Raw genomic sequence first — 21,492 nt, forward strand, 5'->3', positions numbered from 1 at the left:
ATTACTCAAATAACCTTATCTGGCCAGCCGGGCGAAACAAGGCGGTCGTGAGTTGCGGAGGCTGACGGTCGCTGAGGTATTTCTGGCAGGCAATCCGGTGCAGTTGCGCGATGTGCTGTGCATAATGGCCTTCACCCGCCATGCGCGTGCGGAAGCGCGAGTCATTCAGTTGACCACCGTGGCAATCCGCAATCTGATTCAGCACGCGCTCCGCCCGGTCAGGAAATGTTTTTGTGAGCCAGTCCGTAAAGAGCGGTCCTAGCGCTCCATTCAACCGAACGACCGTATAAGCCGCCCAGCAGGCACCCTGATCAGCGGCCTGTTTGATAAGCCCGGGAATTTCCTGATCGTTCAGACTGGGAATGATCGGAGCCGTCATAACCCCCACCGGCACGCCCGCCTGATGCAGCTTATTCACCACCTTCAGCCGTTGTGCGCCCGTAACCGTTCGTGGCTCCATCAATAACCGCAGGCTTTCGTTCAGGGTCGTTATAGAAATCGCGACACTGACCAGCTGCAGCTTGGCCAGAGGCTGAAGCAGATCCAGATCGCGGAGAATCAGGGCATTTTTCGTGATGATCGATACGGGATTGCGGTAACGAAGGCACAGCGCGAGCATCCGGCGCGTAAGCTGATAGGTTCGTTCGGCAGGCTGGTAACAATCGGTATTGCCCGAAAAATGGATGACGACGGGTTTATACGAGCGCGACTGAAACTGCTTCTCCAGCAATTCCGGCGCATTCTTCTTGACCATGATTTTACTTTCAAAATCCAGCCCTGCCGAGAAGCCCCAGTATTCATGGGACGGACGAGCGTAACAGTAAATGCAGCCATGTTCGCAGCCCTGATACGGATTGATCGACGCCTGAAAGCCTACGTCCGGGCTAATCGGTCGGCTGATGATTTGTTTAGCGGTCTCATCGAAAAATTGCGTTTTAACAGTTGGCTCCGGGAAATCGTCATCGAAATGAGCTTCCAAACCGGGCTCATAGCGATGCGACTCGAAGCGATTAGCGCTGTTAAATTGGGCTCCCCTACCCTTTCTGAAGTTGTCCATAACGCCACAAATAAAACATAAATATATTTTACTTGTATTATACAATTCAACTTTTACACAAAGAAAAGCCGGACCATTCGCGAATGATCCGGCTCAATTAGATAGGGTAATGACTTAAACTAGTTTCTTTTCTACTTCTTCGGCTTCCAGCATAGCTAGTTCCCATTCATCCTGAAGTTCGTTGATCTGGGCGATTATGCGTCGATACTCGTCATTTTTGGCTTGCATCAGTTTGTCGTCTCCGTAGGTAGACGGATCGGCCAGTTCGGCTTCAAGGCGTTTCTTCCGATCTTCCAGTTGAGCAATTTTAGTTTCTGATTCCTGGGCCTGGCGGGTCAGATTCTTAAGGGTTTTGTGCCACTCTTTCCGCTCCTCGTCCGATGGCCGACCGGTCGTAGCGGCCTTTCCGTTTCCGTTGGTCGAATGCCCATTGGTGGCGGGTGCCGGACTGACTACGTGTTGAGTTTTGGTTTGTTCAACCGGCTTGGCTGGCGTTATACCTTGCGCTTTGCGCTCTTCCTGCCACCATTCATATTCGTCGTAGGTTCCGGGGTATTCCTTGATCTGCTCGTCTTCGATATACCAGATTTTATTGGCAATCTGCGACACAAAATACCGGTCGTGGGAGACAACCACGTACGTCCCTTCGTACTGCTGCAATGCCTGAATCAGGATATTGACCGACTGCATGTCGAGGTGGTTGGTCGGTTCGTCGAGCAGCAGGAAGTTGGCCTGAGAGAGCAGTACTTTAGCCAGCGCTACGCGTGATTTTTCACCACCCGACAGCACTTTAATTTTCTTGAATACGTCGTCGCCCGAAAACAGGAAGCAGCCTAGTACCCCCCGCAGCTCACCGTCGGATTTGGTTGGGTTTGCCTGTTTGAGCTCGTCCAGCATCGAATCTTCGACGCGCAGTGACTCAAGCTGGTGCTGGGCGTAAAAACTGAACGAGACATTATACCCCAGCACCCGATCGCCGTCGATGGGTTCCGATCCGGAGATAATGCGAAGCAGTGTGGATTTGCCGCGTCCGTTGGCCCCGATCAGGGCTACTTTATCGCCCCGCTCAAGCCGGGCTGTTGAATGGGTCAGAATCCGTTTTTCGCCATATGCCTTCGAAATATCGTCCAGGTGCAGGATATGCCGACCAGGCTGCTGAGAGAAGTTGAATTTAAAATTAACCCGAGCATTGCTGTCGATCACATCGTCGACCAGTTCCATGCGTTCGAGTTGTTTGACCCGGCTCTGGGCCTGTTTGGCCTTGGAAGCTTTCGCCTTGAATCGTTCGATAAACCGCTCCGTTTGCCGAATCTTGGCTTGCTGGTTTTCAAAAGCGCCTTTCTGGATTTCGTTTCGCAGTGCTTTTTCTTCCATGTAGTACGAGTAGTTACCCGCATAGTAATTCAGCTTCGCGCCCGATACTTCGACAATGGTATCGACAACGTTATCGATGAATTCGCGGTCGTGGGAAACTACGATCACAGCCCCTTCGTAATTCTGAACGTATTTTTCAACCCACTGAATCGACGGTAAGTCCAGGTGGTTGGTCGGCTCGTCAAGCATCAGCAACGATGGTTTCTGGAGCAGCAATTTGGCCAGCATAACCCGCATCCGCCAGCCACCCGAAAACAACTTCAGTGGTTTGTGCAGATCGTCGGTCGAAAAGCCTAGCCCTTCCAGAATCTCTTCGGCTCTGGACTGGATCGTATAGCCATCGAGTGCGTCGAATTCTTCCTGAACCTTTCCTAATTTATCGACCAGCTCGTCCCGATAATTGGTTTCCATTTCGTGGAGCAACTCATCGATCTTGATCTGGAGCTCATTCTGCCGGGCAAACGCCTGCATGGCTACCGACAGAATGGAATCGTCGGTCTGATACGACAATAGATCCTGATTGAGGAACCCGAGCGTAACATCGCCCGCTTTGGAAATGGTGCCCCCGTCGGGCTGATATTCGCCATTGATAATCCGGAGCAACGTCGATTTGCCAGTCCCATTGAGGCCAATCAGACCGATTTTCTGGTTGGGCTTAATGTGCAGCGACGCATTTTCGTAGAGTGCCCGGCTACCGAGGTAGTAAGAGAGGTTTGTGATGGAAATCATGGATGCAAATTTACCAAAAATAGAACGGATACTTGCATTCTTAAATTCCAAACGGCTATATTTGCACCCGCTTTGGTAATGAATAATGTAAAATGAGCAATGAAGAACGGATGTCACTGAAGTTCATCATTCATTATCCATTAACAAGTATTCATTAAAAATTGCCTCCTTAGCTCAGCTGGTAGAGCGACGCATTCGTAATGCGTAGGTCGCAGGTTCGAATCCCGTAGGAGGCTCTCATTTTACATAAAGGCTAATCAGTTTTGGAGCGCAAAAGCTCACAATCAACTGGTTAGCCTTTTTTGCTTTATCACACTTTACGAATAATAATACGGTTTGATAAAGTAAATCCGTCAACTGATCCGTCAACCGTATTCCCTTTCTTTGTATCTTAGTCTTGACCAAACCAGGCAAGACGAATGAAAAGTATCTCCGATCAGGATATTAAGTTCCTGCTCAAAGAACCACGTGCTACTCACCCTACACTCATTTCGCTGTTTTACCGGTACGAGAACAAACGATTTGTTTATTCGACCGGCCTGACTATTGTCCCCAATCAATGGGATGCCGTAAGCCAGCGAGCCCGTACCGATCAAAAAAACCGCGTTGCCCGGGAGCCCTTCGAGATCATCAATGCCAACCTTGATCGCTGGCGCTCTGCGTTGAAAAAAGTACTGACATCGCTCCAGCTTGCCCAGATACCTCTTGGCAACGAAACCATAAAACAACACCTCGATACGGAGTTGGGCCGTTCGAAAAAGGCCAAATTGGTGGAGGTGGCTCCTGTAAAACAGGAATCATTTCTGGAGTATATCGAGCGGTTTGTGAAAGAAGCGCAGACAGGTAAGCGGCTCAACTCCCGTAGTGTCCATTACGCTGGCTATACGTTGGCGGGGTATATGAAGCTGAAACGAATTCTGGAGCGCTACCGGCTAGAGACTGGCAACTCGGTCGAGTACGATGCCTATAACCTGGATTACTACAATGCTTTTAAGTTATGGCTTACAGGACGTGGCCTGACGCTGAATTACGTAGGTACGTTGCTGAAAGATCTGAAGGTTATGTTGAAGCAGGCACATAACGACGGCATGCATACCAATCTAATTTTCCAGCATCGAGATTTTAAGAAATTAGTGGAAGATGTAGACAATGTCTATCTGACTGATGATGAACTGACTCACCTGTATAACCTAGATCTATCCAGTAACCCCCGGCTCGACCGGGTTCGTGATCTATTTCTGATTGGGTGCTATACAGGTCTTCGGTTTTCCGACTTCTCGGAACTTCGCCCAGAAAACATCACTCATAACGGCCGTATTCTAACGCGAAAGACAATGAAAACCTCCGAACGGGTTTCTATTCCGCTCAACCCCAAGATTCTGTCTATTCTAGCTAAATATGAAGGAATTCCTCCGCGAACAATTTCTAATCAGAAGTTGAATGATTATCTGAAAGAGTTGTGCCGTCGGGCTGATATAACCGATGCGGTAGAAGTGAGCAGAACAAAAGGAGGCAGGAAAGAAACGCGCTATCTGGAAAAATGTGATATGGTTACAAGTCATTCAGCCCGCAGATCCTTTGCAACAAATGCTTTTCTAGCCAAGGTTCCTACCGTTTCAATCATGAAGATTACTGGCCATCGTTCAGAGGCTGTGTTCTTACGATATATCAAAATTTCGTCAGAGCAGAACGCATTATTGATGCTAGAACATGCTCACTTCCAGTAATGTATCAAAGCGGCACATAGGTACTAACAAGTGAGTTTCTTAACTCTTAAAAAATGCTAATTGACCAGGTTAAAATATAAAATTAATACGGCTAGACTAAGTCACGAAGATGCAAGTACTAAGAAATACACTAGAAGAGTTAAGAGCTAACGATACACTAGAGTGCTCAGAAAACCTTCATTATTTAGTTATCAAGTGGCAGTTAGCTGTTGACTACTTTGAGCCGAATAGAGACAGAATAAATAAAATATTACTGGATAGTCAAGTTAAGAGGCAAATGCCCAAGCCGGGGGAAATCCCAAGCGCTCTCAATACACTAAAAAATCGAATTGATAAGATCAACTCTTTAGCTAAAGACTTTATCGAAGAGATGCGGCTTAATTCATATGAGTTAAGTGAGGGAGCTAAAAGAAATACATATGCCGTGGATTGTGCCACGTTTATTGAAAACTGTGAAGAAACAAGGAAAATTTTATGGTCTATTATCGATTCAATAAAAGATGAAAATTATAGTGCGTTGAAAGAAATTAGTTCAATTCTATCATCTTTTGCATCCAGTTTTCGCATTGGTCCATTTATAGATTCGTTCGAGCGATATTATTATAAAATTGAGGAATCATTTACTGATATGGAGGTAGACGATGACCAGACATCCGAAGAATCAGGCGCGGAGGTATTATCGACAACACAAGAGCAAGAGAATCAAGATCTAGGACTAAAACTTAAGTGGAATTGCAAACCCGCTATTGCTGGATATATTATATCCGAACTAATACGAGCCAGGTATATTGAGCCACCAACAACGAATGGAGAGTTAAGTTTTGCAAAGTTGGCTGGAATCTGCCAACAGATATTTGACATAAAGTATAACGGAAAACCTACCACCCTTGATCATTTGAAAAAAGTAGTCAATCCTGAATCCAATACATTACCTGATTATAAGCGTGCTAAGCTGAACTTACCCGACCTAGAGCAATTAACTTAACGAGTTAAGTCTACTGTCGCGACAGTAACGAGATATTTAGCGCTTGCCCTGACTTACCAACTTTGAGCCATAACCAACCCAGTTATGGTCATGTACGGCACAGTCATCCAATTAACAATGACGCCTGATCAGTTAAGCCAACTGTTCGATGAGCGTCTCGCAAAAGCACTTGCGAATTACACGCCCCCTACCCCTGAAGGTGCCAACCTTCCAGAACTTCTGACACGGCGGCAGGCAGCCGAAACATTACAGGTTTCTTTCACTACTCTTCACGACTGGGCAGTCGATACTGAAGAGCGTCCCGCAGTTTTAGTTCCCCTTAAAATCAACGGTCGGGTTAGATACCGCCGTTCTGATGTATTAGCAGCGCTAAAAGAGTCACGTCGATTCAAAAAGCTACAAACAGCATGATGGCTTTAGGGATACCTCACATCCAACCGGTGTTGCTCATCCATGTGGCCACCGAACTACGGGCTTCTAGCTATAAAATCTGGTCAGTTCTGAAAATTGATGCCGGTATCGAAGTCCGAGCCGAGCATGGTACTCGCCAGATCAGGCTAATCGTTCCTCGGCCCGGAACAAAATCAGTTAGCGACGTTACCACTGATCGTATCGCCCACTCGCACATTGTCCACACCTTGGCTGAATTACGCAATTGGCTGCGAGTACTGGACTTATCAGATTCCATTACTGCCTGATAAAAAAAGAGCAGACTAGCTCGCTACCACGACAAAGCTATCCTGCTCCTAATCAATTAATATCGATGCAAGCTACCCATAATCAACTAAATAGTCAACCTGCGGCTAACGTAGTCATTCCCCCCGGTACAGACTTTAATGTCCCAAAAAACATGGTGTCTCAGAATTGGGACGCAGGACAAATGGGACACGCAGACGAAAAACCGTTTGTTGGATTTAGTGAAGAGATTATCCATAATCTTCCTCTACCATTGCAAGAGGCCTGCCAACAATTCACAACAACTCAGGACCAGGGGACCTTTCTAGTCAGTGCAATCGGGGTAATTAGCGGACTACTACCCAATGTCATTGGCTTTTATGACGGCCGAACAGTAGGCCCCAATTTATATGTCTTCGTGGTTGCGCCATTCGGAACCGGCAAAGGTGGACTCGAGTACGCTCGACAACTAGGAATGTCCGTCCACAAGCATAAGCGTGAGTTGTTCGAGTCAGAGAAAAAGGAATACCAGCTTCAACTCCATCAATACGAACAGGCTTTACAGGCTTTCAAAAAGAACAAAGCACCGGCTGAAGCAGCACCGGTACCGCCAAAACGGCCGCCTAATCAGATGCTGTTCATTCCGGCCAACTCGTCAAAAACAGCGATAATTCAGGCCATTGCCGAGAATGACGGTCGAGGACTCCTCTTCGAAAATGAAGGGGACACACTAGCCGATGCGGTTCGTCAGGACTACGGAAATTTCAGCGATGTACTCAGAAAAGCCGCTCACCACGAACCTGTAAACTTATTGCGACGTGGGAATGATGGCGAATACATCGAGGTCCTTAGCCCTCATTTATCCCTGGTTTTGTCCAGTACCTTCGGCCAACTACTTAACCTCATTCCGAATGCTGAAAATGGCTTATTCAGCCGGTTTATTTTCTTTCAGCTGAATGCCACCCCTGAGTTTAAAAACGTGTTCGACCAGCGAAAGTCGGATTACGGCACCTTCTTCAGTCAGCAGGGCGACTACTATCAGAAACTGTACAATACGCTGAACAATCGGAAGCCGGACGATCCGGTTCAATTTGCCCTGACCCTGGAGCAGCAGGATAGATTCTGGTCTTTTTTTCAGGAGATGAAAAGGGAAACGGTCGAAAACGTCGGCCTTGATTTCGCCGGTTCGGTCAACCGCCTGGGCCTGATCTTTTTTCGAATCTGCATGGTCTTGAGCTTTCTGCGGGCGTACAGCGAAACGGATCGGCTCCCACAATATATAAGCTGTACAGATACTGATTTCACAAATGCCATGCGCATAATTGCCATCCTCAAGCTTCACGCGCTCAGCATCTATTGGCAGCTACCGAAAGCCAAAATCAAATCCTTGGATGAAGAAAACGATGAGACCAAACTGGAGCAAAAACGGAGGTGCCGGGAGCTGCACAAAACTGGACATACATACCGACAGATAGCCGAACTAGTATTAGGCTCTGCCAGCAAACGACAAACCGTTTATCGATGGTGTCAACTGTAACCATACCGGCAAAAAACGGCTGTCCCACTTGCGGGACGCGGGACAAATGGGACACGCCGGATAACAACATTGTCCCACTTGTCACATGTCCTGGTTCTGGGACACCTTGTTTTTCGGATTCAATTCTGAATGTCGAGGTTAGTCGCTTTGCCAACTTCAATACGCCTGGCAACCCCGCCAGTGTCAACTTACTGACTTGGTTGCACTCCGACGAATACGCGCCGACGGTTGAAAAAATACAGGCGCTTTCGACCAAAGAAGAACGGGATAATTTAAAAGCGACGTTAGCAGCCATCACTCCTTCCGGGGTATTTACATACCGCGAGGCCAGCCAGTTAGTTCATCACTCTGGGTTTTTACAATTTGACATTGACGGAAAAGATCACGCCCACATCGGCAATTTCGTTCACCTCAAACGCCTGATCGCCAACATTAATGTTGTTGCCTATTGTGGGCTATCCGTTTCTGGAACCGGTTTTTGGGGGCTGGTGAAGATAGCCTACCCTGAAAGACATAGCCAGCATTTCGATGCGCTTTACCGCTTGTTCAGCCAGTACGGAATTATGCTGGATACAAAACCCCGAAGTGTCGCTAGTCTGCGGGGCTACAGTTATGATCCCGACGCGTATTTCAATCATCAGGCCGCTACATTTCAAATCTACGACGAACCCGTCCGCGACAGGCCCAGCACTTTTCGTCCATCCGATGAGCGAGATGAGGCTAGAAAAGTAGAAGCCTGTATTGCCTACATCATTCACCATCAGCTAGATATCACGGGGGATTACGGCCAATGGCGTGACCTGGGGGCTAGTCTATTCAAGGCCTTTGGCGAACAAGGTCGAGACTACTTTCATCAGATCAGTCAATTCTACCCTAGCTATTCCAGTGTAAAAACGGATCGTCAGTTCAACGCCGGGCGCACATTAACTCAATTTGGATTGGGTACCTTTTTTAAGATCTGCGATCTACACAGCATCCACTGGAAAGATTTACTACCCGCCACTCATTGACAATCTAGCTCTTTCGCACAACCAGTAAACTACAAATACCATGCTTGAAACCAATCAACAAATCACTCTGCCATTGCGACCTATCGATGGTCATAAGCGCGCCAAGTTTACATCTGCTTTTCACCCCTTTGTCGATCAACATCCGGCAGTAAGCCAGTACCTGGCCGCTCCGGCTACCTACTACGAACGCGCCTTTCAGGGGGGCGAGCGGGATATTGAGGTATTGAAACTCCTGAACAGGGCCGATGCCGTCAGTCTGGAAGTTCGCCGATGGATGGCTACCCACCACGCCGACTGGCAGCGGCTGGATCGGGCGCTGGATAGCTTTCTGACCCACTCAGCTTCGGCAGCACAAACACTCATCCCTCAGGTGCTGGACCAGATTTAACACAAGCTGCTGCGCAAGGAATGGTACGAACTGATGGGCCTTTATCAGCAGGTCCGATCCTACGTCGAACAGAAGATGACTGTCCAACCCGATCACGCCAAACGATGAAGAAATCCACGCCAATTCCGACCCCACCGGCCTGGCTATGGGCCACCATCGGTGAGCGGCCCGCTTTCTGGACCCAGCCCCACCGGCTACTGGTCGATGTGCAGGGTACGGCGGTTTATGATCAGATTATTCAGGAATTATTGACGACGGGAAGCGTCTATTTCGAGGATGCCGATATGGTTGTGGTGATGGCATCCATGACAGCCGAGGAGAAAAAGCGGCTGACCCAGCTGAAACGCCTGGAGCGGGCAGGTTGGTTGCTCGATTCGTTTAGCAGCCGGGTGAGTCTGTATTACAGCCAGCAGCATGTAGGGTGCTTTTCGATGCAGGAAATGATGAGTCGGGGCTTTTACCCCCGGCCAGCTATTGCTAGTGATCGTCGCAACTATCCGGTCTACGAGGAGGGGCAACTGGTGGACTGTTTCGTGCCCATCGCCCATTGTCACGAGGCATTCATGCACTCAGCCTTGTCGCCCACTACTCCGGTTTCACTCCCGTTTATAACTGACCTCCTATGAAAACCACACGCCAAAAAAGACTGTCCCTGCTAAGCGAGACTTACCGGTATTCGCTGGTTTATAACACCCACGTCAAAGATGGTCCGAATGATCATCCACTGCTGACGCCCGCCATTCGGCTCCGGCTACCCTTGGATTGTACCCCCGAACGTCTTCGACAAATGCCCCTGACGGCAACCGGCCAATCAAGCCAACATGCATGCTTATGGTGGGCGAAATTAGTCCGCACTCCGCTACCCAGTATCTTTTACGATGCTGTCACCGAAGGGCAAGGAAGGTACTATCTTTTTTTCTACTTCCCCGACCTGCCACCCGCTAGCAAATTCGGCCTGGTGGAAGTAAGAGTGCCCCTGTTTCAGCTCACGGTGCTGGAGATAAACCGAAAGACGCCACGCCCCCCAGATCTGTGGCCCCTGTTGAGTCGCCAACTCGAAGAACTAACCCTACCCACGGCCAGCCGGTCATGAATGAACCACAGAACCGTAAACATGAACGACGATGAATGATAACGCAACCCCGCCGACGAATCCACTCAATAGCAACCGACCCCAGCTATTGCTGACTTACCTCAACCAGTCGCCCGGCTACAATCTGGCAGCCCTGCGAGGCAATGCGGGTGATTTGGCGACGGTGTTTATGGCCCATGCTGAACAGGTCGAATTCAGCCTGAAGCGCTACCTCTACGGGGATCGAACCCAACAGCAACTGTTTTCCCAGATTCAGGATTTTGTCAACCTGGATCGACAAGCAGCGACCGATTCGATTGGTCACTCGATATTCTACGTGTTTAGATCACTATTTGCCTTAGAAGCTTACGAACTACTCTCAATCTACGAGCTGCTTTGCGAGGCTATTGCCGACCAGTTTCACATTACACTAATAGACCCCGACGATAATGTCTAACGTACTCAATAACTACAGCCCCATGCAGTCGGCGCTGGCATTGCTCCAGCCCACGGTATCGTACGCCCAGAAACGAGCCGATGCTGACCGCAACCTGATGTATCAATCGGGCTTGGCGCAAATGGCGCAGCAGGACGCCGAAGCCGCTAAGCAGCAACAACTCCTGTTGAAACAGCAGCAGGCCCAGCTCGCCAGCGTACCCTTTCTGGAGCAGGACCAACGGCGCTGGCAGAGTTTGCTGGATCAGGGCAAGCAGAAGATTCGCTCGCGGATCGAGAAGGACTTCGGCGGTGACTATGAACAATACGCCCGGAGTGGTATGCTCGATCAGGACATGCAGAACATGGCCCTCGAAGCCCAGCGCCACCCGTTGTACGCTGGCTCGCTGCAACGCCGGAGTAACTTCTTACAGGCTCAGAAGGATGCGCAGGATGGGAAGATTTACCGACCCGTACAGTACCGGCTCCGTAATGGTCAGGTGAAAGTAGCCCCCTGGGAACAGGCATATCAGGACTTTGCGGACGATAACACGGAAGACTTACCCTACAATGGCGGCTTTAAAGTCGACGGCAAGTGGCAGAAGCTCATCACCGACAACTACTCGCCACGAGTCGGCCAGCTCGGTAAGTTTAAAACCGACTACGCCACGCCTGATGAGGTACTGACGGCACTGACGACCGGCGAAGGGTTAACGGCGCAGGATGCCGCAGAGTACTACCGACGCACGGCTCCGCTGCTGGGCCGGGTTCAATACAAAGTCGATGTCAGAAATCCGTATGAGGAGGAGCGTCTTCGTCAGGGATGGTCGAACATCGGCCTGCGCAAGCAGCAGCTCGCCGAGCAAAAGCGGCACAACCAAAAGTCAGAACAACAGGCGGGTCAGAGTCAGATCGACATGTGGGATGCAACGTTCAATAATCCCGACAATGTCATTACCCGGCAGGGCGGACAACCCAGTACGGTGAACGTAACCCTGTTCGATCCGAACATGCAGGCCACCGGTTCAGGTAAGTTGCAGGGATTCACCGGTAAGGTCGTCGGACCCGCGCTACTCGAAGCTACAGGAGCGAAGTACGATAAAAAAACGGGTTACTGGCAGGGGGCTGGTGGACAGGCGTATGTCTCGGTGCCGAATGCGGCGGGTGGGGTTGATCTTCGCCAAACTGATCTAAGTGGACTCAATTACACAACGAAGCCAGGTAACATATACCGCTATGAAACCCAGCCCACCGAGTACGAACGGGCAACGGGACGCAAGCCCTACCGCTACATGCAGGAGCAGACGATTGTTATTTCTTCGGATGAGGCTAAAAAAGCCCGCTCGGGTAATTTGTTTGCTAGTCCCCTGAGCCTGGGTAATGATTACTCGTCAGGCTTCAACCCGTTTGGCAACAGTGATACGCCGACGAGCAAAGGGGCGTACACCACTCGAAAGAACGAGAAGGGGAATACTGAGTACTTGTTTCGGATTCTACAACCGGTCGAACCCACGATGCTCGACCGGCAATCGGCGACTTGGAACAACATGCAGACTCAAACCAAAACCGGCCAAGCTGTACTAAGTGATGCGGATGATGATCTGAATTATTATTGATTTTTTGCAATTAGCAACGATCAAATCCTACTGCCTTGATAAACGAAGGCAGTAGGGTTTTACATTATGGGTAGCTGAGTTGAGTTTAGCTCAGATTATCCACAGGCGTTAAGGATTCGTAGTGTATATCTATCTGTTGGCTTGAAAACTAGACATTAGAATCCTGGATAGCAACTTGATAGCGATATGTCAGCAATAAGACACATTATAATGCATTATATATTTATTGACTTAGTAAAATGAGCGTTTACCAAAGTAGTATTTATATTATACTTACGTATTTTAACTAAAAAATAGCAGGCTCTTTAACGGAAATGGGCATTATAAGAAAAATTAATATCGTATTTCTTTCCAATCTCTGGTTATGTATCTCTTGTCAATCCAAGGCTAACTTTGACCAGAAAGGATGGCGGGAGCGAAAGGACATATGGTATCCCCGTAGGGAACGAATGGTGAACGACTTACTTTCAGACTATAAAATAAAGGGTAAAGGCATCGGTCAGGTCGTTGAATTATTAGGGCAACCAGATGGCGTTAATAGTAATACCATTTTTTACAAGATCACCGAAGAATTCAACTCAGATATTGACCCAATAAAGGGTAAGCATCTTGTTCTATTTTACAACAAAGATTCGACCGTGACGAATGTTAGATTAGAAGAATGGGGTAAGTAGCTATGCTGATTTCCTAAAAACGCTTATATAACAGTTTTATTTCTGAATTTTTTGTACTGTTTGTATAGTAAATAAACGACTACTATCACGTTAATAATATTCCAAATGCTTAGAGAAATTGAAATTATCCTATCAAATGACGTCATGCTTGCCCAACTCCAGTACTCACCTTTTGACTCATTATAATTATCATCGTAAGCCATCATAGAAATTCCTAGAGCAGAATACATAAATAGATCGACTAAAACTAGAAATACGACGATCAAAATTGCTTTAATTTTAGACATGTATTTAGAATTAAAATTTCAAACTAAGGTACATTGTGCCAATTTTTAATTAATCCTAAAATCTGATCCCTGTTTGCCAAGAGCAGGCCTATAACGATCAGGTATTGAAAGATTACTATACCATTTGCTATTGACTTGTACTTACTACTAGGGCCATTAGTGATAGGTAGCATATGTAGATAATTAGTAACTGGATCGACCTTAATTACCTGGTTTTCTCTATCATATAAATAGTGAAATAATGCCCTAAGCGGAAAATTGAGAAATAGTATTATAATTACTATGTACTTAAGTAGAGCCATTGCTTATATTCTGTTTCTGTTACATAATCTACTTGAGGTTAATCAACGCGTACAATTTTTGGCTATAAACGCTTATACCCTTCGCAATCTCAATCTCTGGTTATGATGACATACCGTGCCAAATTATCATCCTAACTACTGGGTGCCGTAATTAATAATAAACCTTAAACGTGTGATACTCATCAATCCCGGGAATCGTCACAGACAGAATATAATAATTTTTCTCCTTGGTCAGAATCTGATAACGGTATTTATCACCAGGTCGATTGTAGTTCTTTCTAAGTCTATTATTGCTCTCTATAAATTCTATCTCGAATTCACAGTCGCCGATCCAGTAAAATTTTAGCTTCGAATAAGTGTCATCTTTAAATTTGTCTACCCAGTACCCATCTTGGATGGCCAACTGAACGGTATCGCCTTTATCATCGTAATAGAAGTAGTTCCCGATTTTCAGGAACGCTTCGCAGGCTGGCTTATCGAGAATGCCCACGGGCTTTTTTTCTATCAGAATCATATCATCCTTGCTCCCATACTTTCTCTGAAGAATATGCTGGTATTCAGGACACACGCGCTGCAGACGCGCTGTAATAAAATAGTACACATCCTCCTTTTCATATTTAGAATACTTTTTCAGTAAGGGGATGATGTGCTGTTTATTGATTTCATCGATTCGAAATTTGTCTGGTCGATGTTGGTTGTCCAACAGCGTATTACAGACTTCCTCGAAAAAAGAGTCTTTTATTTGATCGATCTGAGAAAAACAGGGGTTGGAAAGGCAAAAGAGTTTAACCAGGCAACAAAAATATTTACGCATAAAGGCTTCGAGCATGTCAATAGATAAACTTAAGAAGGACTTATTAGAGTGGGTCGCCAATAATGGCTGAGCGAAAAATGGCTCCCTTTTTCGTTACTACACAAGGCCCTAAATAACTGAGTTACAAAAATAGTTAAGCTGACTTCTCAACCTTAAATAATTTACCCATCTGACCATTTTTCTTTTACGCTCGTCTTTTATGTTCAACGCACGTTAATAATACCATTCTATAGATATAAATCATTGAGGTGTTCAAGGTTTAATCGATTCGCCATTTGACCGCATTAGCAAAGAACTTGTCCGATTAGTGGAGCTGTCAGGATTCCTGACGCTGGTAGAATGCTGTTTTTGACGGGTTGACACTTAAGTGGAGGACTAGAGATCAGTTCGTCTACGGCTATGATTAGCTCAAGAGGAGCCTGCTTACTGACATGGTGACAGATAAGCGGAGGACTATCCATATTTATCCATATCCACCCACATCTCCTCCCTGTCTATTTACACCCCTGCTCAGCAACCCATATCCACCCCCTGTCCAGTAAAAAACAGCCCCCGCGCTTTTACTTTATATCCCGTGTAGAATTTCCCCAGTCACCGAGCTTATGATTGCATAATGCCCTATCGAACCGCCAAAACAGGCTCTACCAGCTAGTTAGGATTATATTGTATCTGAGCTAAGTCCTTGTCTATACCAATAACGTAATAGGTTTTTATCGATAGAGAACAGCGAAATTATAACGCTATTGGTATAGATTTTTTCGCCTGCATAACTGGCATGTAGTGCGGGTAACCTGGGACTCCTGCCGTTTTTTTTGCAACCCCCGGTAAGCAATGCATACCCATAGAAAAAGAAACTACCTAGGCAAAGGGTGTTCATCTTTTGAACAGGCTTGGTGGCTAATAATATCAGACGGCTGTGCAATCATTGAATATAACATAGCCATTGCTCCATAAGACTATCCCCCCGGTTCGGCCAATCGACGGCCCGTTTTTCCCCTACGCCCGGCTAGTCGTTCCGATGAGGTCAAAGGAATCACTTAGGGTCTAATGTTTATATCTGCCTACTGGTGGGTATGGTTTTAGGATGCAAAGCAATTACGTTAGTCAGGGTGCAGAATGTCAGCGGGGGTTGGGCTGTGAATGCAGTGTGTAAAACAATTAACGTCCTTGCTGCTGTAGTTGGCTCGGCCAATCCAACTTTGGTTTGGCTATATGCCTGCCACTGACCTGGATTCACTTCGGGAATACAAAGAAACTTAGTAGAGTAGAAAATAATGAAATAAACGCCATTTTAGATCAGTAAAAGCCTGGCTCTTTTTGCCCTTCTTATATACCAATACAACTACTCTCTCTTTACCATGATTAAACTTTACGCCACAATAGTCGGGCTTGTGTGCCTATTCTGCAATCTGAACGCTTTTGCCCAGCGGAGCACTGACCCTGCTGTTACTAGTCGGGACCTTCAGCCTGCTCCATTGGAAAACGTTGGCTCAGTCTTCTCAATGACCTTTACCATAGGCAATAATGGCGTTGTTCCGATCGCTGGGAATAAGGCTGATAACCGCATGGGTTTTGCCATCTGTTTTAGTAAGTGTAATTTGTCCACTGCTAATCCCATGGATGCTATCTCGGGGGAGCTGTTAGATTATTTTAATATCCGTGTCAATTCAGTGACTGGCTGTATTGATGGGGTGCAGAAGAACATTGCTATTCCTGCTTCCCAGGTATATAACATCGTTCTCTCAATGGTAGTGACACAGGCCTCTTCTGAGCCATACGTCAACAATATCGGCGCTTCCTGTACGATTGCTCCTAACGTGTCGGCTATTCTTCAGCCAACCGATAATGACTTTTCATCTATTTATACTCACACAACAACCTTAGAGCTTCCCGTTTCCCTGGTCAACTTCACCGTTAACGCCCAGCAGGATCACACCGCATTGCTCAACTGGAGCACTTCCTGGGAGCGGGGCAACCAAAAATACGTGGTCGAACGCAGCAAAGACCTGACCCACTTTGAAGCTGTCGGCGAGGTTATTGATGTGGCAGGCACCAGCACCAGCATCAGCGTCTACCAGTTCGTAGATGCTAGCCCGTACCGAGGCACCAGCTATTACCGCCTGCGGCAGGTAGACCATGATGGCAGCAGTCAGACATTTGATGCCCGATCAGTGGTCATCGATGGTCAGTATGGAGTGTATCCAAATCCAGTGGTGAGCCGTAGTGGCTTCACGCTGCAACTCGATGAGCCCGAAACGGCCGGGCTGCGTCTATATTCCATCACTGGCTCGGAGACGGGTCTGACGCGAAAAACAGCGGGTGATCAGCAAGTACAGCTCACTCCTGCTGCCGGTTTGTCCCCCGGTCTTTATATCCTGAAAGTTCAGGAGCGAGGCACGGTCCGGGAGCATCGACTTATGGTTCAGCCGTAGCAAACTGAAAGCAAACTGAGCGTTCCTGCTGCGCTGTGGAAGATGATTGTCGTATTACCGGTAGGTTCTCGGACTAGCCTTGTCTAACCTGTCGCAGCAGAATAACAATTGGTGATAATCAGACCGGCCTGTTTGGCTGTAGACGGATAGCCCGTAAAACCAAGTTGAGATTTTAAGCAAATACATACTGTCGCTCAGTAGGGGTAGAGTGAAAGTTTCAACCCTACATTCCGTTTGTACAAGCTTTTCACCGTATCGATGGCGTAGTTGGCTGTAACATGAAACTCGCTAATCTGGATGTAATTATCCTGGGCAGTGTTAGGCGAGAGATAATAGGTTAGGTAGCCGACGGTATCATACTTGACGAACAACCGGTTGTTCCTGGCGTCGCCGATATAGTGCTGATTAGTGATTTCATTGTAGCGATGTTGCAGGGTATCATTTTTGTAAAAAGCCACATAGTTTAAAGACCGGTCCCACCCTTTGGGATTGTCCTCTATGGCTTGAGCCAATTGTTTAGTGTAGCCAACCATCTGGGGCGTGATGATGCCGCTAGGCGTGGTTGTACTCACCCAGTCAAAATAACCTCGGGTAAAGCCGTATAGATCAACTGGCGTGATGGAGTGCTTGCAGGTGATGAGACTGAACAGCAACGTACATAAGCTAATACGCATCGAGCGAAGCAGAACGGCTTTCATAAACTAGCTCTTTACACATGTGACTCCTTTAGACTAGCGAAGGTTGTAATCTGTCTATTCTAATCAACCCTAGTGGCTACTGATAAATTAGCGGAACAGTAGTGCCCCTGTAAGCTGCTTGTAATCAGCGTCGATTTGAAATCTAAGGGTAATTAGCTGTGGGAGTCGGGAGATTCTGGGGTGAATAGTTGCTTTTTGGCAACTTTTTTTTGCCGATGTTTCGGCTTACCTATGAGCAGCAGGGGTTTGCTGTTCAGGACAGTATCCTCACAGTCGTATTAACTGATAGGATAACCCTATTTGCCAATTCTGATTGGTGAAAGAGTAAGTGCCACTACTCGTTAGCTGATACATAGTCAATGCCCTGAAATAGCCTCCTGTTATGCCTATTCGGTTAAATTGGTAACGAGCCCGACCTGTTAATCCAAATTCAGCAGGCTTCCCCTCAGACCTATTGAGGAGTATATTCAATTCCGGTCCAATAAAAAGAGTCAGCGGATTGATGGGGCTAAACCCGACTGTTGGGCTAATGCCGAGGTAATTGTAGGGGATTGTTACTGTCTTGCGTTCTAAGTTTTGAGTCTGAAAACCTTTCTGCTGAAAGTGCATCTCCACCTGGCTGGTCCAGCGGTCTGACAATTGATGCTCATAAGCCAAGCTTACATAAAAGCCTGCTTTGGGTTCGGGCGGGATGACTCCAATCAACAGTGGATTTTCTATTGCCACGATTGTAGCTGAATGGATATAGCCAGCACCTAGATTGACGTGGTTCTTTGATTGAGCTGCCAACTTAAAATGGCTGCTTAGTACAATGGCTATCGAAAAGAAAAGATACTTCATTGTGTAATGTCTAGGGTTCAAATCGATAACTGCCTGATAATGAGAATTACCATTTTCGCTGGTAATTAACAAACAAGTCAGAATTTAATGATTATAGAATAGGAGAAAGAGAGGAGAAGTTGCTAAATGGCAACTTTATAGGCACACCCCGCCCTGGGGAGTGAAACCAGGAGCTGTTTGTTAGTTCCTGTCGGCATAGAGGATGGCACTTCTTTTTACTCTTTAACTAAGGCACTCCGTCGAAACAAATAACCTTTTCCCAGCGGGTTCTGCCGGATGTCTTTCGCGGAAATTTTTCCAGCTTTGATGGCATTGTAAAGCGTCTTTCGCCCTTTTCCGCAAAGTTTTAATACTTCAGCCTCGTTGGCCCATACATCCGAGAGCATCTTAGGAACTCGCTGCTGACTAAACTCTTGCTGAATAACAATGCGAATGGTAGCCGCAATCTGTTCAAGGGTTGGATTTTCCATAAATTTATAAGATTAAGTATGCTAAATGAAAGGCATTTAGGTTAGCAAATTACCACTTAATCAATATCAGATCATTTATTTTTTTATATCAAATTTGATATATTATCTTTGCTATTGTCAAACAAGAAGAGACGGCAACTCTATAAAACGGCGATCTAACCTTATGGCACATGCAGCCCAACATTTCAATCTTATGTTTTCCTTACCTATCTCAACACATGTGGGAAAGCATGATTCGGACTCTCAGTTTGAAGTTCTGATGTATTCTTTGGATATGTACCGGGAATACACATTGAATTTAGCTGAAAAGAACATAGCCCTTGGCGATGAAGAAACGTACTTAAGATGCTTAGGGACAGTCAAAACAATCAACGAAATGACTATTAGATTGGCCAGCACTCTATGCTTGGCTGACCAATTCCGAGTAGGAGAAGCAGTTGAGCTATCTGCTTAACTGGCATAATCAGACAGATTGCAAACGAAAACATATCATTATGAGCGAGGAGTATAAAGAACTATCTAAAGAGCAATCTCAATCGGTTTGTCGTAATCTTAGCAAGCTAGCAACAGATTTGCGCATCAAGCAGGAGGCCATTGCTGAAAAAACGGGCTACAAGCAAGCAAACATATCCCGTCTATTCTCAGGTCGTTATTCACCTCGTTTAGAAATCATTTTCACGGTTTTGAATGCTATCAATGAGCTGTCAGGTAAGAATTATACTTTGAAAGATATCGACCTATCAACTGATAACTCAATTCGATAGCCGTCTATCACTTTCTAAACAACAATCATTATGACTATCTCCGGCGAAGAATTTTTAGAAAAACTACGAGTGCTTTGTAGAGATTATGGCGTTCGTGAATTTGGCATTTACGGGCGCTTCAGTCCGAAACTAAACGGTAAAGCCTCAAATTTACCGCCCGGCCGCATGATCTGGCTGGAAGGCGATCAGGTAGTGGCCGAAGAAGCCGCCTACCACTTTCAGCGCAAAGCCGACGGATTTATGTATTAGAGTCTGCCATTTAGAACTCGACATACGTGTCGAACCGTTGACAATCAAACGCCCACACTGCGCAGTGTGGGCGTTTTCTATATTTACTATTCTGAGCAGGCAACGCATTCTTCACCGTTTCGCTGAGCCTCTATGCTGTAAGCCGTCTGCGCCATATTGTCTTTAATGAACTTATTGAACAGGGTTGAATGCGTGACCTGTTGACCTCTGCTTAGGCCGTATTTGCTGGCTACCTGTTCGGTGACCATGGCAGGATTTGTAACGAACCATTAAATACATGTTATAATAGAATTAGTATGAAGAAACTCTACCTAAGGATAAAGAGAGGTCCGGATTATTTTTTAATGTCAATACCAACGAGTCATTCTTCCAAACATAGTAATTACTTGCTGAATCCTGCGCTGGACCATACTTAGCTACTAGCAACGTGGAAAGCCTATAGAAAGCGGTCGAATCCTGTGGCTGAAATTCGATGCGGTCCAGCCTGCCATCTTTTAACCAATAGTTAAATCTACCTCCTTCCTTAGCATATTTGGTTTTTTCGGCGTGGTAGCTACCATCAGATTGGCTCCTCAGCTTCGTTCGCTCTTGATGCTTAATTTCTTCTAGCGTTGAACCAATGCTTAAATTTTTAATTGTAAGCGCAGTCTTAGGGGGTGATGCTAGTTTTTGCTTTGAATTATACAAGTGGGCAAGAATCAAAAATGTAATGAGGATAATTAGCTTTAGAAAACCTTCGACACGAGACAAAATTCGTTGTTTATCATTATACGGAATGGTCACTGATTTGTCAACGACTAGTTTACTTCCTTCATACCGACGTCCTGTTTTGTATCGGCGATCGGAAACATAAATGTTCTCCTCTTTTATTCCATAGCTATAATTTGTAAATAATGGTCTGTATATCCATACCACGAATAATAATACACTCACTGGTATTGTAAACCAGAAAGAAGCAAAAGCTACCCAAAACAGAAAAAGAAACGAACTGATGAATGTGAATGCTATAATACTAACAGTGACGCGAGTCACTGTGGGCAGTTTTACTTCCGCAGCCGAAGCAGCATAACTACTCCTCCCGACCTTGCTTGAGCTATACGGAAGTTGAAAGGTTAGACCCGGAATTCCGGTTCGAACTGAAGCGCTATGTTTGTTAAAAGTGACTCGTCCAATTTTTAATCTTGGTCGGTATCTAAAACCCATATATGTCTTTTTGATGCAAATAACATCTATCGCTATATACAATGTAGGAAAATTTGCTTAAAGGGTTATTTAACTAGTCCTCAGGCCCTAACAACATTCATTCTAAATATTGCTATCATTAAGTATGAAATGAAACAAGTGTCATTCGAAACGA

Annotated in this window: 23 protein-coding genes and 1 tRNA gene; 16 read left to right on the forward strand and 8 right to left on the reverse strand. The window is 46.2% G+C overall.

Annotated features, from left to right (window positions below):
• Window position 1: 1 nt before the first annotated feature.
• Both ACYVC2_RS29450 and ACYVC2_RS29455 read right to left on the reverse strand, forming a co-directional pair.
• Window positions 2-1,057 (reverse strand): PA0069 family radical SAM protein, encoded by a 1,056-nt coding sequence (locus tag ACYVC2_RS29450; protein WP_461108748.1) that lies wholly within the window; start codon window positions 1,055-1,057, stop codon window positions 2-4.
• 114 nt (window positions 1,058-1,171) lie between these two features.
• Window positions 1,172-3,160, reverse strand: a complete 1,989-nt coding sequence (locus tag ACYVC2_RS29455; protein WP_461108750.1) for an ABC-F family ATP-binding cassette domain-containing protein — start codon at window positions 3,158-3,160, stop codon at window positions 1,172-1,174.
• 163 nt (window positions 3,161-3,323) lie between these two features.
• Here ACYVC2_RS29455 and ACYVC2_RS29460 point away from each other — a divergent pair.
• From ACYVC2_RS29460 to ACYVC2_RS29515, 12 genes are all read left to right on the forward strand, one after another.
• Window positions 3,324-3,396, forward strand: a tRNA-Thr gene (locus ACYVC2_RS29460).
• A gap of 183 nt (window positions 3,397-3,579) precedes the next feature.
• On the forward strand, window positions 3,580-4,887 hold the full coding sequence (locus ACYVC2_RS29465; protein WP_461108752.1) for a site-specific integrase: 1,308 nt from the start codon (window positions 3,580-3,582) through the stop codon (window positions 4,885-4,887).
• A gap of 109 nt (window positions 4,888-4,996) precedes the next feature.
• A complete protein-coding gene (locus ACYVC2_RS29470) occupies window positions 4,997-5,872 on the forward strand; it encodes a hypothetical protein (protein ID WP_461108754.1) in 876 nt (291 codons plus the stop codon).
• A 90-nt stretch (window positions 5,873-5,962) separates the two neighbouring features.
• Window positions 5,963-6,283, forward strand: coding sequence for a helix-turn-helix domain-containing protein (locus ACYVC2_RS29475; RefSeq protein ID WP_461108756.1), 321 nt, complete (start codon window positions 5,963-5,965; stop codon window positions 6,281-6,283).
• A 244-nt stretch (window positions 6,284-6,527) separates the two neighbouring features.
• Window positions 6,528-8,084: a DUF3987 domain-containing protein gene (locus tag ACYVC2_RS29480; RefSeq protein WP_461108758.1), complete on the forward strand. Its 1,557-nt coding sequence runs from the start codon at window positions 6,528-6,530 to the stop codon at window positions 8,082-8,084.
• Window positions 8,069-9,094, forward strand: coding sequence for a BT4734/BF3469 family protein (locus ACYVC2_RS29485; protein ID WP_461108760.1), 1,026 nt, complete (start codon window positions 8,069-8,071; stop codon window positions 9,092-9,094). The genes ACYVC2_RS29480 and ACYVC2_RS29485 overlap by 16 nt, the downstream gene beginning before the upstream one ends.
• Window positions 9,095-9,134: 40 nt before the next feature.
• Window positions 9,135-9,482, forward strand: coding sequence for a hypothetical protein (locus ACYVC2_RS29490; RefSeq protein ID WP_461108762.1), 348 nt, complete (start codon window positions 9,135-9,137; stop codon window positions 9,480-9,482).
• A 104-nt stretch (window positions 9,483-9,586) separates the two neighbouring features.
• On the forward strand, window positions 9,587-10,108 hold the full coding sequence (locus ACYVC2_RS29495; RefSeq protein WP_461108764.1) for a hypothetical protein: 522 nt from the start codon (window positions 9,587-9,589) through the stop codon (window positions 10,106-10,108).
• On the forward strand, window positions 10,105-10,575 hold the full coding sequence (locus ACYVC2_RS29500; RefSeq protein WP_461108766.1) for a hypothetical protein: 471 nt from the start codon (window positions 10,105-10,107) through the stop codon (window positions 10,573-10,575). The genes ACYVC2_RS29495 and ACYVC2_RS29500 overlap by 4 nt, the downstream gene beginning before the upstream one ends.
• 31 nt (window positions 10,576-10,606) lie before the next feature.
• Window positions 10,607-11,011: a hypothetical protein gene (locus ACYVC2_RS29505; protein ID WP_461108768.1), complete on the forward strand. Its 405-nt coding sequence runs from the start codon at window positions 10,607-10,609 to the stop codon at window positions 11,009-11,011.
• Window positions 11,004-12,605, forward strand: a complete 1,602-nt coding sequence (locus tag ACYVC2_RS29510; protein WP_461108770.1) for a tudor domain-containing protein — start codon at window positions 11,004-11,006, stop codon at window positions 12,603-12,605. The genes ACYVC2_RS29505 and ACYVC2_RS29510 overlap by 8 nt, the downstream gene beginning before the upstream one ends.
• Before the next feature lie 449 nt (window positions 12,606-13,054).
• The gene (locus ACYVC2_RS29515; RefSeq protein WP_461108772.1) at window positions 13,055-13,279 is read left to right on the forward strand and encodes a hypothetical protein; all 225 of its coding nucleotides are present in this window, start codon (window positions 13,055-13,057) and stop codon (window positions 13,277-13,279) included.
• Between the two features lie 740 nt (window positions 13,280-14,019).
• On the opposite strand, the gene ACYVC2_RS29520 is transcribed toward ACYVC2_RS29515, so the two are convergent.
• Complete coding sequence (locus ACYVC2_RS29520; RefSeq protein WP_461108773.1) at window positions 14,020-14,697, reverse strand: hypothetical protein; 678 nt, start codon at window positions 14,695-14,697, stop codon at window positions 14,020-14,022.
• Between the two features lie 1,601 nt (window positions 14,698-16,298).
• Between ACYVC2_RS29520 and ACYVC2_RS29525 the strand changes: the two genes are divergently transcribed.
• Complete coding sequence (locus ACYVC2_RS29525) at window positions 16,299-17,114, forward strand: T9SS type A sorting domain-containing protein (protein WP_461108775.1); 816 nt, start codon at window positions 16,299-16,301, stop codon at window positions 17,112-17,114.
• A gap of 194 nt (window positions 17,115-17,308) precedes the next feature.
• Here the strand turns inward: ACYVC2_RS29525 and ACYVC2_RS29530 are convergent, their stop codons facing one another.
• The 3 genes from ACYVC2_RS29530 to ACYVC2_RS29540 all read right to left on the reverse strand — a co-directional run bounded on the left by ACYVC2_RS29530 (window position 17,309) and on the right by ACYVC2_RS29540 (window position 19,122).
• Entirely contained in the window at window positions 17,309-17,812 is a 504-nt protein-coding gene (locus ACYVC2_RS29530; protein ID WP_461108777.1) for a hypothetical protein, read from the reverse strand.
• Window positions 17,813-18,079: 267 nt separating this feature from the next.
• The gene (locus ACYVC2_RS29535; protein ID WP_461108779.1) at window positions 18,080-18,652 is read right to left on the reverse strand and encodes a hypothetical protein; all 573 of its coding nucleotides are present in this window, start codon (window positions 18,650-18,652) and stop codon (window positions 18,080-18,082) included.
• Window positions 18,653-18,867: 215 nt separating this feature from the next.
• Window positions 18,868-19,122, reverse strand: coding sequence for a helix-turn-helix domain-containing protein (locus ACYVC2_RS29540; protein WP_461108781.1), 255 nt, complete (start codon window positions 19,120-19,122; stop codon window positions 18,868-18,870).
• 163 nt (window positions 19,123-19,285) lie between these two features.
• On the opposite strand from ACYVC2_RS29540, the gene ACYVC2_RS29545 reads away from it, so the two are divergent.
• From ACYVC2_RS29545 to ACYVC2_RS29555, 3 genes are read left to right on the forward strand one after another with little or no spacing between them, the layout of a single operon-like run.
• Window positions 19,286-19,576: a hypothetical protein gene (locus ACYVC2_RS29545; RefSeq protein WP_461108783.1), complete on the forward strand. Its 291-nt coding sequence runs from the start codon at window positions 19,286-19,288 to the stop codon at window positions 19,574-19,576.
• Window positions 19,577-19,616: 40 nt separating this feature from the next.
• The gene (locus ACYVC2_RS29550; protein WP_461108785.1) at window positions 19,617-19,886 is read left to right on the forward strand and encodes a helix-turn-helix domain-containing protein; all 270 of its coding nucleotides are present in this window, start codon (window positions 19,617-19,619) and stop codon (window positions 19,884-19,886) included.
• Window positions 19,887-19,916: 30 nt separating this feature from the next.
• On the forward strand, window positions 19,917-20,135 hold the full coding sequence (locus ACYVC2_RS29555; RefSeq protein WP_461108787.1) for a hypothetical protein: 219 nt from the start codon (window positions 19,917-19,919) through the stop codon (window positions 20,133-20,135).
• 86 nt (window positions 20,136-20,221) lie between these two features.
• Here ACYVC2_RS29555 and ACYVC2_RS29560 read toward each other — a convergent pair whose 3' ends face one another.
• On the reverse strand, window positions 20,222-20,383 hold the full coding sequence (locus tag ACYVC2_RS29560; protein ID WP_461108789.1) for a hypothetical protein: 162 nt from the start codon (window positions 20,381-20,383) through the stop codon (window positions 20,222-20,224).
• Window positions 20,384-20,426: 43 nt separating this feature from the next.
• Window positions 20,427-21,338 (reverse strand): hypothetical protein, encoded by a 912-nt coding sequence (locus ACYVC2_RS29565; RefSeq protein ID WP_461108791.1) that lies wholly within the window; start codon window positions 21,336-21,338, stop codon window positions 20,427-20,429.
• Window positions 21,339-21,492: the final 154 nt, after the last annotated feature.

Source organism: Spirosoma koreense, from assembly GCF_054777875.1.